Source organism: Pseudomonas lalucatii (assembly GCF_018398425.1).
GTDB lineage: Bacteria > Pseudomonadota > Gammaproteobacteria > Pseudomonadales > Pseudomonadaceae > Aquipseudomonas > Aquipseudomonas lalucatii.
In genome coordinates this window covers 1,515,666-1,528,331 of the sequence record NZ_JADPMV010000002.1, presented here as the reverse complement: position 1 = coordinate 1,528,331, position 12,666 = coordinate 1,515,666, and the positions used below count along the sequence as shown (strand labels likewise).

Genomic DNA, 12,666 nt, shown 5'->3' with positions numbered 1-12,666 from the left:
AGGCCGCGGGGAGCCGGCGACGGGCGCGCAGCGTCCTGACGGATTTGGATACGGACGGGTCGGTGTGGGACTCCGGCGTGCCGGGGAAATCCCGATGATGGCGCCATCGCAGGACCCAGTTCAGGAGATTGTCGTGGCTATTAGTGTGTTCGACCTGTTCAAGATCGGTATCGGGCCGTCCAGCTCCCATACCGTTGGCCCCATGCGCGCCGCCGCCCTGTTCGTCGGTGCCCTGCGCGAGCGCCGCCTGCTCGAGCGGGTCGCGCGTGTCGAGGTACGGCTGTACGGCTCGCTGTCGGCCACCGGCGTCGGCCATGGCAGCGACACCGCGGTGATCATGGGGCTGATGGGCGAATGGCCGGACAGCATCGACCCGAGCCAGATCGCCCCGCGCATCGAGGCGCTGCGCGCCAGCGGCCAGCTGCAGCTGGACGGCCGCCTGGCCGTGGCCTTCGACTGGCAGCGCGACATGCTGCTGCTGGAGGAGAACCTGCCCTATCACCCCAATGCCATGACCCTGACCGCGTTCTGCGGCGAAGGCCGCGAACTGCACGGCGACACCTACTACTCGATCGGTGGCGGCTTCGTGGTCGACGCCGAGCAGGCCGCCGCCGGCCAGCTGGACCAGGACGGCACGCGCCTGCCCTATGACTTCTCCAGCGCCGCCGAGCTGCTGAGCCTGTGCAAGCAGCACGGCCTGCGGGTCTCCCAGCTGATGATGGAGAACGAGAAGGCCTGGCGCAGCGAGGCGGAGATCCGTGCCGGCCTGATGCGCCTGTGGCAGGCCATGCGCGACTGCGTGGACAACGGCCTCAAGCACGAAGGCATCCTGCCCGGCGGCCTCAACGTCAAGCGCCGCGCGGCCAAGCTGCACCGCAGCCTGCAGGAGATGAGCAAGCCCAACGTGATCGGCTCGACCCTGAGCGGCATGGAGTGGGTCAACCTGTTCGCCCTGGCGGTGAACGAGGAGAACGCCGCCGGCGGGCGCATGGTGACGGCGCCGACCAACGGCGCGGCCGGCATCATCCCGGCGGTGCTGCACTACTACGTGCGCTTCAGCCCGGCGGTGAGCGAGGCCGACGTGGTCGACTACCTGCTGGCGGCCGCCGCCGTGGGCATCCTGTGCAAGAAGAACGCCTCGATCTCCGGTGCCGAAGTGGGTTGCCAGGGCGAGGTCGGTTCGGCCTGTGCCATGGCCGCCGCGGGCCTGGCGGAGATTCTCGGCGCCACCCCGGAGCAGCTGGAGAACGCCGCCGAGATCGGCCTGGAGCACAACCTCGGGCTGACCTGCGACCCGGTCGGCGGCCTGGTCCAGGTGCCGTGCATCGAGCGCAACGCGATCGCCGCGGTGAAGGCGATCAACGCCGCGCAGATGGCCCTGCGCGGCGACGGCGAGCACTTCATCTCCCTCGACCGGGTGATCCGCACCATGCGCGATACCGGCGCCGACATGCACGACAAGTACAAGGAAACTTCGCGCGGTGGCCTGGCGGTCAGCGCGGTCGAGTGCTGAGGCGCCAGCCGGCGACCTCGATTTGAGCTTTACTTGGGGGCGTGGCGCGAAGGCGCTCGCGCCCTTTTTGCCATTCGGGCGCCGGCGCTGAGCGTCTCTGCTGGCGCGAGGCGTGCGGCGGGCATGACCCATCGGTCAGATGGCCTGCCGTTGGTCGGTAAGCGGTGTTACCCACAGGAAATCGAGGGTGACAATTTAACGGAGCTTCGGTGCTACCGAAATGCTCAAGCGCCCGAAAATGGGGCGTTCCTCGTCGCAAATGGAATACTTCTGTCGCTCATGGCAAGGCCGCATGGCACGTAGATTGGATGTTTGATTTTTTATCGAACGGATAATTAAAAATAGGCACGGCGTTTGCTTTGTGATGCAGACCGATTCGGGAAGCGTCCTATCCCGGAACAAAACAAGATGAAGAGCCTCGCCACGAAGGCTCCACTACGTGCTTAGCGTGAGGGTTTCTCTGATGTCGCAGTCCGCTCAAGGGGTCCAGCCCCAGAACCGTGTTCCGCAGTCCATTGGCTTCCTGTTGCTGGACAACTTCACCCTGATTTCCCTGGCTTCGGCGGTGGAACCCCTGCGCATGGCCAACCAGCTCTCCGGCAAGGAGCTGTACCGCTGGTACACCCTGACCCAGAGCGGCCTGCCGGTGAGCGCCAGCGACGGCCTGCAGATCACGCCGGACGCCGGCCTGGACAATGCACCGGCCCTGGACACGGTGATCGTCTGCGGCGGCGTCGACATCCAGCACAGCGTCACCCGCGAGCACCTGCACTGGCTGCAGGTCCAGGCCCGCCACGGCCGCCAGCTGGGCGGCGTGTGCACCGGCAGCTGGGCGCTGGCCAAGGCCGGCCTGCTCGACGGCTTCGATTGCAGCGTGCACTGGGAATTCCTCGCGGCGATGCAGGAGGCCTTCCCCCGGGCGGCCATCACCACCCGCCTGTTCTCCATCGACCGCAGCCGCTACACCTCGTCCGGCGGCACCGCGCCGATGGACATGATGCTGCACCTGATCGGCCGCGAACACGGCCGCGAACTGGCGGCGGCGATCTCCGAGATGTTCATCTACGAGCGCATCCGCAACGAGCAGGATCACCAGCGCGTGCCGCTCAAGCACATGCTCGGCACCAACCAGCCGAAACTGCAGGAAATCGTCGCGCTGATGGAGGCCAATCTGGAGGAGCCGATCGACCTCGACGAGCTGGCCTGCTACGTCGACGTGTCGCGCCGCCAGCTCGAGCGCCTGTTCCAGAAGTACCTGCACTGCTCGCCGTCGCGCTACTACCTCAAATTGCGCCTGATCCGCGCGCGGCAGCTGCTCAAGCAGACCTCCATGTCGATCATCGAGGTGGCCTCGGTGTGCGGCTTCGTCTCCACGCCGCACTTCTCCAAGTGCTACCGCGAATATTTCGGCATCCCGCCGCGCGACGAACGCGCGGGACAGACCTCCACCAGCGTGGTGGGCCTGGTACCGATGCCGGAGGACCTGCTGCGGCCGTCAACCTCCACGGCGATGACCGCCCTGAGCCGCGCCCAGGGCGAGTCGACCTTCGCCAGCGTCAAGCTCTATCCGCATCGCCAGCAATGACCGGGCAATGAAAAAGGGGCGCTTATGGCGCCCCTTTTTCATTGCCGCTGACAGCCTATCCGCGCGGCACCAGGGCCGGCAGCAGGTGGCGGGAAATGGCCTCGCGCACGGTCGGCAGCAGGGTGGCGTTGCCGCCCAGCAGCTCCTCGACCAGCCGCCGCAGGGCCTGGGCGCGATCCGGGCTGAGGCCCTGGACCGCGTATTCGCAGGCCTGCTCGGCGCTGACGCCGGGGGGAATGGAGAGGCCCAGCGCCACCAGGCGGTCGCGGAAGTCCTCTTGGTCGATCAGGTCGGCATGCATCATGGTGCGGATTCTCCGTCAATGGGCTCGACGTAGGATGGGGTGGCCGCGCGCGGCGTCACCCCGCTCTGCTTGCGTTCGGCCTGGGGCGCGTGGCGCTCCGCCCATCCTGACGTCGGTCGGCTGGGTGGCTGCGCTCAGCGCAGCACCCCTTCTTCGATCAGCAGGTTGAAGATAGCCTCCGCGCCTTCCTGTGGCGAGACATCCTTGAGCACCTTGCCGCCGCCGCCGGAGGCCTTGGCGGTGGCCGCCTTCATCCGCTCGGCGCCGGTCTTGGCCTTGATCACCTTGAGGCGCTTGGGCCGCGGGCGGGCCGGCTGCAGCTGGGCCTCGGCCAGCAACTGGTCCTCGACCACGGCCACGTCCTGGGCGCGCAACTGACCGCGGCGGGCCGGGCCGAAGGCGCTCTGCCGGGCCGTGGGCGCGGCGTTGTCGACGCTGGCGAGGAACGGCAGGCGCACCCGCAGGCGGCGGCGTTGGCCGCGGGGCAGGGCCTGCAGCACCTGGGCCACGCCGTTCTCCACCTTCTCCACCTCGGCCAGGCCGACCACCAGGGGCCAGCCCAGGCGTTCGGCCAGGAGGAAGGGCAGCATGCCCGAGCCCTCGCCGGTCTCCGCCTGGCTGCCGGTCAGCACCAGCTGGGCGCCGGCCTCCTGCAGGTAGCGGGTCAGCGCCGGCAGGGCGTCGGCCTGCTTGGGTTGCTCGAGTACCGCCATCTCCGCCAGCCCCATGCCCAGGTAGGCGCGCAGCGCCTCTTCCTGGGGGTCGCCGGCGTGCAGCACCTGCAGCCTGTCGCCGGCCAGGCGCAGGCCCAGCTCGACGGCGCGGGAATCCTGTTCGGCGCGGCGGGCGCGACCGGAGGTCGGGTGGGCGCCGACCGAGACCAGGGTGATGATGTTCAAGTCAGTCATGGCTCACCCGTAGCCCGGAATCGATCCGGGAAAAAGTTGCGAACGGCCCGGAGCAGGTCCGGGCGCCGAGAGCGTCAGGCCGCATCGCGGGCACCTCCCTGGCGGTAGGCGCTGACCTTGTCCATCAGTGCCTGGAGAATCTCGGCCGAGTCGCCGATCACCGACAGGTCGGCGCGCTTGATCATGTCGCAGCCCGGGTCCATGTTCACCGCCACCACCTTGTCGCAGGCGCCGATGCCCTGCAGGTGCTGGATGGCGCCGGAGATGCCCACCGCCATATAGACCCGCGCGGTGACCCAGGTGCCGGTGGCGCCGACCTGGCGGTTGCGCGGCATGAAGCCGTCGTCCACCGCCACCCGCGAGGCGCCTTCGGTGGCGCCGAGCACTTCGGCGGCCTGGTGGAACTGGGCCCAGTCCTTGACCCCGTTGCCGCCGGAGAGGATGAACTCGGCCTCGGCCATGGGGATCAGCGCCGGGTCCACGGCCACTGCGCCGAGGTCCTCGATGCGTGGCAGGCTGTGGGCGATCTGGTCCTGCAGCTCGACCGGGCGCACCTCGTGACGGGTGTCGCCGACCGGCTCGGCGCATTCGGCGGCGGCCAGGATCAGCCGTGGCGCCTGGCGCGCCAGGTCTTGCTGGCCGGCACCGGCACGGCCGATGCACTGGCCGTCGGCGACCTGCCAGACCCGCGTGGCCGGGCGCTCGCCGAGCTTGGCGCCGAGGCGGCGGCCCAGCTCGCCGCCGCCGGTGCGGCTGTCCGGCAGCAGCCAGTGGCGTGGCGCCAGCTGGCTTTCCACGGCGCTGAGGGCCAGCACCCGCTGTTCCGGGGCGTAGCCGTCGAAGGCCTCGCCCTCGATCTGCAGCAGGCGGTCGACGCCGGCGGTATCGAAGGCGCTCTCCTTATGCTCGCCGAACACCACGGCCAGCACCGCACCGTCGCTGCCGGCGAGCTTGTGGGCCAGGCCGAGCAGGTCCTTGTCGTGGGCCGACAGGCGACCGCCGATCATGTCCGGGACCACGGCGATGTAGAACGCCGGCTGCTCGACCACGTGCAGCGGCAACTGCACCGCGGCGCTGGCTGCCGAGCGCTTCTGGCTGCCGCCCTGCTGGGCGCCGGAGCGGTCGATGCGCTTGATGCCGTTGGGGCCGATGAAACCGACCGCGTGGGGGTTCTTGCGGATGACGCCGTTGGGGCCCATCCAGCTGGTCTGCGCCACCTGCATGGCCGCGTGCAGCGGGTGCAGGCGGTTGCGGGCGATCCATTCGGCGCGGGGGTCGCGGCGGATAATGTCGCTCATCAATGCACCTCCAGGGCTTCAGGCTTGACGGGCGCCGGCTTCTTGGTCGGGGCGGGCGCTTCCAGCAGCACGTCGGCGACCAGCTCGGCGATGTCCTTGATCTGCGGCCGCGGCTCGACCACGCCCTCGAGCATGGCGGTGCACTGCGGGCAGCCCACGGCCACCAGTTCGGCACCGGTCTCCTTGATGTCGACCATGCGCATGTCGGGAATCCGCTGCTTGCCGGGGATGTCGGTGATGGGCGCGCCGCCGCCGCCGCCGCAGCAGCGCGAGCGGAAGCCGGAGCGTTCCATTTCCTTCACTTCGATGCCGATGGCCTTGAGCACGCTGCGCGGCGCTTCGTACTCGCCGTTGTAGCGGCCCAGGTAGCACGGATCGTGATAGGTGACGCTGCCGCCCTTGTGCTGGCCGAGGCTGAGCTTCTGGCCGCTGATCAGCTCTTCCATGTAGGTGCTGTGGTGCAGCACTTCGTAGTGGCCGCCGAGGGCGCCGTATTCGTTCTTCAGCACGTGGAAGCTGTGCGGGTCGCAGGTGACGATCTTCTTGAAGCGGTACTGGCTCAGGGTCGCGATATTGCGCTTGGCCAGCTGCTGGAAGGTCGCCTCGTCGCCCAGGCGGCGAGCCACGTCGCCGCTGTCGCGCTCCTCCAGGCCGAGCACGGCGAAGTCCACCTCGGCCGCCTTGAGGACCTTGACGAAGGCGCGCAGGGTGCGCTGGTTGCGCATGTCGAAGGCACCGTCGCCGACCCAGAACAGCACCTCGGCTTCCTGCTTGTCGCTCATCAGCGCCAGGTTGAGGTCCGCCGCCCAGTTCAGGCGACCGCCCGGGGCGAAACCGCCAGGGTTGTCGGTGGCGATCAGGTTGTCCAGCACCTCGGCACCCTTGTTCGGGGTGGCGCCCTTTTCCAGGGTCAGGTGGCGGCGCATGTCGACGATGGCGTCGACGTGCTCGATCATCATCGGGCATTCCTCGACGCAGGCGCGGCAGGTGGTGCAGGACCACAGGGTATCGGCCTCGACCAGGCCCTTGCCGCCCTGGACCACGATCGGCTGGTGCGGGCCGCCGCCGTGCTCGCCCAGCGGGATGCCCGGGTAGGGGCTGCCGGCGAATTTGGCGTCGGTGCCGCCGGCCAGGCCGATGACCATGTCCTGGATCAGCTTCTTCGGGTTCAGCGGCTGGCCGGCGGCGAAGGCCGGGCACACCGCCTCGCACTTGCCGCACTGCACGCAGGCGTCGAAGCCCAGCAGCTGGTTCCAGGTGAAGTCGGTGGGTTTCGCCACGCCCAGGGGCGCGGCGACGTCATCCAGGTTCAGCGCCTTGAGGCCGGTCGAACGGCCGCCGCCGAAGCGCTCGGCGCGGCGGTGCCAGGCCAGGTGCAGGGCACCGGCGAAGGCATGCTTCATCGGCCCGCCCCAGGTCATGCCGAAGAACAGCTCGGACACGCCCCAGGCCACGCCGACGGCGAGGATGAGGGCGAGGACCCAGCCGCCGAAGTCGGCCGGCAGGATGCCGGCCACCGGCAGGGTGGCGATGAAGAAGCTCACCGCGAACATCAGCAGGCTCTTCGGCAGGCGGTTCCACGGGCCCTTGGACAGCCGCGCCGGCGGGTTGCGCCGGCGCTTGGCGACGAACAGGGCGCCGACGAACATCAGCACCGTGGCCGCCAGCAGGGCATAGCCGAGCAGCTTGCTGTGCAGGCCGAAACCGTGCACCAGGATCGCCAGCACGGCCGCCAGGACGAAACCGCCGGCGGTGGCCACGTGGGTCTTGGACATGTACTTGTCGCGCTCGACCACGTGGTGCAGGTCGACCAGGTAGCGGCGCGGCATGGCCAACAGACCGCCGATCCAGTCGACCTGGGCCGGCTTGCCGCGGCGCCACATCAGAAAGCGCTTGGCCGCGCCGAGCACGGCCAGGGCCAGTGCGGCGAACAGCAGAATGGGGAGAAGGGTGTTCAACATCGTTTGGTCTCCTTGCCGGGACCTGAAAGCGGCGTCAATCCAGTCACCTCGCCCCGGCGGGGAGAGGGATAGGCCGAGGGGTTCTGACAATGCCTGCCAGAACCCCCGACCCCCGCCCTCTCCCCGGGGGAGAGGGAGTCATGCGTGCAGGCTTAGAAGTCCTTGCACAGGCGCAGCGCGTCGTAGATCGCCGCATGGGTATTGCGCTGGGCCACGCAGTCACCGATGCGGAACAGCAGGTAGCCGTCGCCGGCTTCGCTGAGGCAGGGCTGCGGCTTGATCGCGAACAGTGCCTCGACGTCGATCTGGCCCTTGTTGCGCGAGCCTTCCTTCAGTGCGTAGTAGAGAGTCTCGTCAGGACGCACGCCGTTCTCCACCACCACCTGGTCGACCACGCGCTCTTCCTTGGCCCCGGTGTATTCGTTCTCGAGCACCGCCACCAGCTTGTCGCCCTCGCGGTAGACCTTTTCCAGCATCATATCGCCGGTCATGATCACTTCCTTGGGGTACACGCTGCGGTAGGCCGTGGGGAAGGAGGTGCCGCCCATGGCCACGCCCGGCTTGATGTCGTCGGTGACGATCTCCACCTGGCTGCCCTTGTCGGCGAGGAAGTCCGCCGCCGACATGCCGCCGAATTCGCAGATGGTGTCGTACACCAGCACGTTCTTGCCCGGGGCGACCTTGCCGTCGAGCACGTCCCAGCTGCTGACCACCAGGCCTTCTGCGGCGCCCCAGTGCTCGTTCTGCTCGAGGAACGGATGGCCGCCGTTGGCCAGCACCACCACATCCGGACGCAGGTCCATGATGGACTCGGGGTCGGCGCCGGTGCCCAGGCGCAGGTCGATGTTCAGCCGGGCCAGTTCCAGCTGGTACCAGCGGGTGATGCCGGCGATCTGGTCGCGTTGCGGCGCCTTGGACGCCGTGGTGATCTGCCCGCCGAGCTGCTCCTTCTTCTCGAACAGGGTGACGTCGTGGCCACGCTCGGCGGCGACGCGGGCCGCCTCCATGCCGGCCGGGCCACCGCCGACCACCACCACCTTGCGCTTGACGCCGGTGGTCTTCTCGATGATGTGCGGCAGGCCCATGTACTCACGGGAGGTCGCGGCGTTCTGGATGCACAGCACGTCCAGACCCTGGTACTGGCGGTCGATGCAGTAGTTGGCGCCGACGCACTGCTTGATCTGGTCGACCTGGCCCATCTTGATCTTGGCGATCAGGTGCGGGTCGGCGATGTGCGCGCGGGTCATGCCGACCATGTCGACATAGCCGCCTTCCAGAATACGGGTGGCCTGGTTCGGGTCCTTGATGTTCTGCGCGTGCAGCACCGGCACCTTGACCACTTCCTTGATGCCGGCCGCCAGGTGCAGGAAGGGCTCCGGCGGGAAGCTCATGTTCGGGATGACGTTGGCCAGGGTGTTGTGGGTGTCGCAACCCGAACCGACCACGCCGATGAAGTCGAGCATGCCGGTGTCGTCGTAGTACTTGGCGATCTGCTTCATGTCCTCGTGGGACAGGCCGTCCGGGTGGAACTCGTCACCGCAGATGCGCATGCCCACGCAGAAGTCGTCGCCGACCTCCTTGCGCACGGCCTTGAGCACTTCCAGGCCGAACTTCATGCGGCCCTCGAAGGTGCCGCCCCACTCGTCGGTACGCTTGTTCACGCGCGGCGACCAGAACTGGTCGATCATGTGCTGGTGCACGGCGGACAGCTCGATGCCGTCCAGGCCGCCTTCCTTCGCGCGGCGCGCGGCCTGGGCGTAGTTGCCGATCACTCGCCAGATCTCCTCGACCTCGATGGTCTTGCAGGTGGCGCGGTGCACGGGCTCGCGGATGCCCGACGGCGACATCAGGGTCGGCCAGTTGAAGCCGTCCCAGCGCGAGCGACGGCCCATGTGGGTGATCTGGATCATGATCTTGGCGCCATGCTTGTGCATGGCGTCGGCCAGATTCTGGAAGTGCGGGATGATGCGGTCGGTGGACAGGTTCACCGAGGCCCACCACTCCTGGGGGCTGTCGATGGCCACCACCGAGGAGCCGCCGCAGATGGCCAGGCCGATGCCGCCCTTGGCCTTCTCTTCGTAGTACTTGACGTAACGCTCGGTGGTCATGCCGCCGTCGGTCGCGTAGACCTCGGCGTGGGCGGTGGACAGCACGCGGTTACGGATGGTCAGTTTGCCGATCTGGATCGGCTGGAACATTGCTTCGAAGGCCATGACTCGTTCCTCGACTTAGAGCGGCTTGACGACGAAAAGACCGTGGTCGTGGCCTTCTTCCGAAGCGCCGTAGACCTGCTCGGCCTGGGTGCGGATGCTGCTGCCCTGGGCCTGGAGGATCTGGTCCATGGCGCCGGCGAACCAGCCGGTGAACATGTAGTCGACCTTGCGCCCGCACTGGCCGTACACGTAGACGAAGGCGGAGTGATCCAGGCGCACCTCGCAGGTGCCCTTGTCGAGGTCGATCGACTGGATCTTGAACAGGCCCCAGCCACGCTGCGACAAGCGCTTCATGTAGTGCTCGAACACCGCCACGCCGGACAGGCCATGGCATTCGGCTTCCTTCTCGCACCAGTGCCAGGCGGACTTGTAGCCGGCCTTGTAGAGGATCTCGGCGTAGGCGTCGGCGCCCAGCACTTCCTCGATGCCGATGTGGTTGTTGACGAAGAAATGCCGCGGTACGTAGAGCATCGGCAGGGCGTCGGTGGTCCAGACGCCGGTTTCGCTGTCGACTTCGATGGGCATTTCGGGGGCGTGTTTTGCCATGATCTTCAAACTCCGGAATTCGGTGGTCTAGCCCCCTCTCCGGCAGGCGGAGAGGGTCGCGGTAAGTGGTAGAGGAGGGCTTATTCGCCCCAGACGTCCTTGAGGACGCGCACCCAGTTCTCGCCCATGACCTTGCGCACGGTGCGCTCGGGCATGCCACGCTTGAGCAGGGTCTCGGTCAGGTTGGGGAACTCGCCGACGGTGCGGATGCCCAGCGGGTTGACGATCTTGCCGAAGTTGGTCAGGCGGCGGGCGTAGCCCTTGTCGTGGGTCAGGTATTCGAAGAATTCCTTGCCGTGACCCTGGGTGAAGTCGGTGCCGATGCCGATGGCATCCTCGCCGGCGATGTTCATCACGTACTCGATGGCCTCGGCATAGTCGTCGATGGTCGAGTCGATGCCGTTCTTCAGGAAGGGGGCGAACATGGTCACGCCGATGAAGCCGCCGTGGTCGGCGATGAACTTCAGTTCCTCGTCGGACTTGTTGCGCGGGTGCTCCTTCAGGCCGGACGGCAGGCAGTGCGAGTAGCACACCGGCTTCTGCGACTCGAGGATGACTTCCTCGCTGGTCTTCGAACCGACGTGGGACAGGTCGCACATGATGCCGACGCGGTTCATCTCGGCGACGATCTCGCGGCCGAAGCCGGACAGGCCGCCGTCGCGCTCGTAGCAGCCGGTGCCGATCAGGTTCTGGGTGTTGTAGCACATCTGCACGATGCCTACGCCGAGCTGCTTGAACACCTCGACATAGCCGATCTGGTCCTCGAACGCGTGGGCGTTCTGGAAGCCGTAGAGGATGCCGGTCTTGCCCTGGGCCTTGGCCGCATGGATGTCGGCGGTGGTGCGCACCGGCATCACCAGGTCGCTGTTCTCGCGAATCAGCTTGTTGCTGGCGGCGATGCTGTTGACGGTGGCCTGGAAGCCTTCCCAGACCGATACCGTGCAGTTGGCCGCGGTCAGGCCGCCCTTGCGCATGTCTTCGAACAGTTCGCGGTTCCACTTGGCAATGATCAGACCGTCGATGACGATGCTATCGGCGTGTACTTCGGCTGGGCTCATCAGGCTGTCCCCTTTTGGTTTCGAGGCGCCAAACCCGCTGCTGGCGCTTTGGGGGCAGCATATTCCTTGGGGGCCGGGGGACCCGATGCAAAAACGACTGGGGTATTGCCGAAAGCGTCAATGCCGTGTCGTGATCGGATAAGGCCGGGCCATGGCCCGGCGCCGCAGCGCCTACAGGCCGCGGCAATGCTCGTCTGGCGCCTGTCGTCAGGCCGCCGGGTGCTCGTGGCGATCCTGGCTGGGGCAGCAGGCGAAGCGGCTGCGGTAGCAGCGCGAGAAGTAGGACGAGGACTCGAAGCCGCAGGCCAGGCCGACCTCCAGCACGCTGAGGTCGGTCTGGCGCAGCAGCTGGCGGGCCTTGTCCAGGCGCAGGTGGAGGTAGAAGGTCGAGGGCGTCTCGTTCAGGTGCTTGCGGAACAGCCGCTCGAGCTGGCGCGGGGTGATGCTGACCAGTTCGGCCAGGGCCTGGGAGCCCAGGGGCTGCTCGCTGTTGCGCTCCATCTCGCCGATCACCTGCACCAGCTTCTTGTTGTGCAGGTCGTAGCGGCTGGCGATCTGCATGCGCTGGTGGTCCTGGCGGGTGCGGATGCGCCCCAGGACGAACTGCTCGGAGACGTCCAGGGCCAGCTCGTGGCCATGGTCGCGGCCGATCAGGGTCAGCATCAGGTCCAGGCTCGAAGTGCCGCCGGCGCTGGTGATGCGCCGGCCGTCGATCTCGAACAGTTCCTGGGTCACCTGCAGCAGGGGGTAGCGCTCCTTGAAGGCGTTGATCGCCTCCCAGTGCAGGGTCAGGCGCTCCTTGCCGAACAGGCCGGCCTCGGCCAGGACGAAGCTGCCGGTGTCGATGCCGCCGAGCACCGCCACCTCGCGTTCGGCGCGGCGCAGCCAGGCGGCCAGGCGGCTGTTGAAGTGCTCCAGCGGATCGTAGCCGGCGACCACGAACAGGCTGTCGGCGCCGGCCGGCATCTGCAGGGCGGCGTCGACGTTCAGCGACATGCCGCCGCTGCTCTGCACCGCCGCGCCGTCCAGGCTGAGCAGGCGCCACTCGAACAGCTCGTGGCTGAAGCGGTTGGCGGCGCGCAGGGGTTCGACGGCTGACATCAGGCCCATCATCGAGAAGCCGGGCATCAGCAGGAAGTGAAAGGTCTGGGCCATCTGGGGCTGGGTCATCCGGGGCGGAGTCGACGATTACAGCCATCAACTAAACGGCAGTCCTGGCGCAAGTGCAACTGGCAAAGTCGCTTTGGTTCAACAGCTGGTCGTTCTAGTGCGAATGAACG

10 protein-coding genes are annotated in these 12,666 nt (G+C 67.5%); 2 read left to right on the top strand and 8 right to left on the bottom strand.

What is annotated here, in order from left to right:
• Positions 1-133 precede the first annotated feature (133 nt).
• Both I0D00_RS20665 and gbdR read left to right on the top strand, forming a co-directional pair.
• Positions 134-1,513 (top strand): L-serine ammonia-lyase, encoded by a 1,380-nt coding sequence (locus I0D00_RS20665; protein WP_213641647.1) that lies wholly within the window; start codon positions 134-136, stop codon positions 1,511-1,513.
• 463 nt (positions 1,514-1,976) lie between these two features.
• Complete coding sequence (gene gbdR, locus I0D00_RS20660) at positions 1,977-3,098, top strand: choline metabolism transcriptional regulator GbdR (protein WP_213641646.1); 1,122 nt, start codon at positions 1,977-1,979, stop codon at positions 3,096-3,098.
• 55 nt (positions 3,099-3,153) lie between these two features.
• Here gbdR and I0D00_RS20655 read toward each other — a convergent pair whose 3' ends face one another.
• The 8 genes from I0D00_RS20655 to I0D00_RS20620 form a co-directional block, all read right to left on the bottom strand.
• Positions 3,154-3,402 carry a hypothetical protein gene (locus tag I0D00_RS20655; RefSeq protein WP_213641645.1) on the bottom strand — a complete coding sequence of 83 codons (249 nt, stop codon included), beginning with the start codon at positions 3,400-3,402 and terminating at the stop codon, positions 3,154-3,156.
• A gap of 134 nt (positions 3,403-3,536) precedes the next feature.
• Entirely contained in the window at positions 3,537-4,310 is a 774-nt protein-coding gene (gene etfB, locus I0D00_RS20650; RefSeq protein ID WP_213641644.1) for an electron transfer flavoprotein subunit beta, read from the bottom strand.
• Positions 4,311-4,384: 74 nt separating this feature from the next.
• Positions 4,385-5,608 (bottom strand): electron transfer flavoprotein subunit alpha, encoded by a 1,224-nt coding sequence (etfA, locus tag I0D00_RS20645; RefSeq protein WP_213641643.1) that lies wholly within the window; start codon positions 5,606-5,608, stop codon positions 4,385-4,387.
• Complete coding sequence (dgcB, locus tag I0D00_RS20640; RefSeq protein WP_213641642.1) at positions 5,608-7,569, bottom strand: (Fe-S)-binding protein; 1,962 nt, start codon at positions 7,567-7,569, stop codon at positions 5,608-5,610. Before dgcB ends, etfA begins: the two co-directional genes overlap by 1 nt.
• Positions 7,570-7,721: 152 nt before the next feature.
• A complete protein-coding gene (dgcA, locus tag I0D00_RS20635) occupies positions 7,722-9,782 on the bottom strand; it encodes an NADH:flavin oxidoreductase (protein WP_213641641.1) in 2,061 nt (686 codons plus the stop codon).
• A 15-nt stretch (positions 9,783-9,797) separates the two neighbouring features.
• Entirely contained in the window at positions 9,798-10,328 is a 531-nt protein-coding gene (locus I0D00_RS20630; protein WP_213641640.1) for a 4-vinyl reductase, read from the bottom strand.
• A gap of 80 nt (positions 10,329-10,408) precedes the next feature.
• Positions 10,409-11,386 carry a dipeptidase gene (locus tag I0D00_RS20625; RefSeq protein WP_213641639.1) on the bottom strand — a complete coding sequence of 326 codons (978 nt, stop codon included), beginning with the start codon at positions 11,384-11,386 and terminating at the stop codon, positions 10,409-10,411.
• A 207-nt stretch (positions 11,387-11,593) separates the two neighbouring features.
• Positions 11,594-12,541, bottom strand: a complete 948-nt coding sequence (locus tag I0D00_RS20620; protein WP_213641845.1) for a GlxA family transcriptional regulator — start codon at positions 12,539-12,541, stop codon at positions 11,594-11,596.
• Between the last annotated feature and the right edge of the window lie 125 nt (positions 12,542-12,666).

What these genes read in the sequence shown, in the direction of transcription:
- gbdR (WP_213641646.1), top strand. Translation starts at nt 1,977, where the DNA reads ATGTCGCAGTCCGCTCAAGGGGTCCAGCCCCAGAACCGTGTTCCGCAG.
- I0D00_RS20655 (WP_213641645.1), bottom strand. Translation starts at nt 3,402, where the DNA reads ATGATGCATGCCGACCTGATCGACCAAGAGGACTTCCGCGACCGCCTG.
- etfB (WP_213641644.1), bottom strand. Translation starts at nt 4,310, where the DNA reads ATGACTGACTTGAACATCATCACCCTGGTCTCGGTCGGCGCCCACCCG.
- etfA (WP_213641643.1), bottom strand. Translation starts at nt 5,608, where the DNA reads ATGAGCGACATTATCCGCCGCGACCCCCGCGCCGAATGGATCGCCCGC.
- dgcB (WP_213641642.1), bottom strand. Translation starts at nt 7,569, where the DNA reads ATGTTGAACACCCTTCTCCCCATTCTGCTGTTCGCCGCACTGGCCCTG.
- dgcA (WP_213641641.1), bottom strand. Translation starts at nt 9,782, where the DNA reads ATGGCCTTCGAAGCAATGTTCCAGCCGATCCAGATCGGCAAACTGACC.
- I0D00_RS20630 (WP_213641640.1), bottom strand. Translation starts at nt 10,328, where the DNA reads ATGGCAAAACACGCCCCCGAAATGCCCATCGAAGTCGACAGCGAAACC.
- I0D00_RS20625 (WP_213641639.1), bottom strand. Translation starts at nt 11,386, where the DNA reads ATGAGCCCAGCCGAAGTACACGCCGATAGCATCGTCATCGACGGTCTG.
- I0D00_RS20620 (WP_213641845.1), bottom strand. Translation starts at nt 12,541, where the DNA reads ATGGCCCAGACCTTTCACTTCCTGCTGATGCCCGGCTTCTCGATGATG.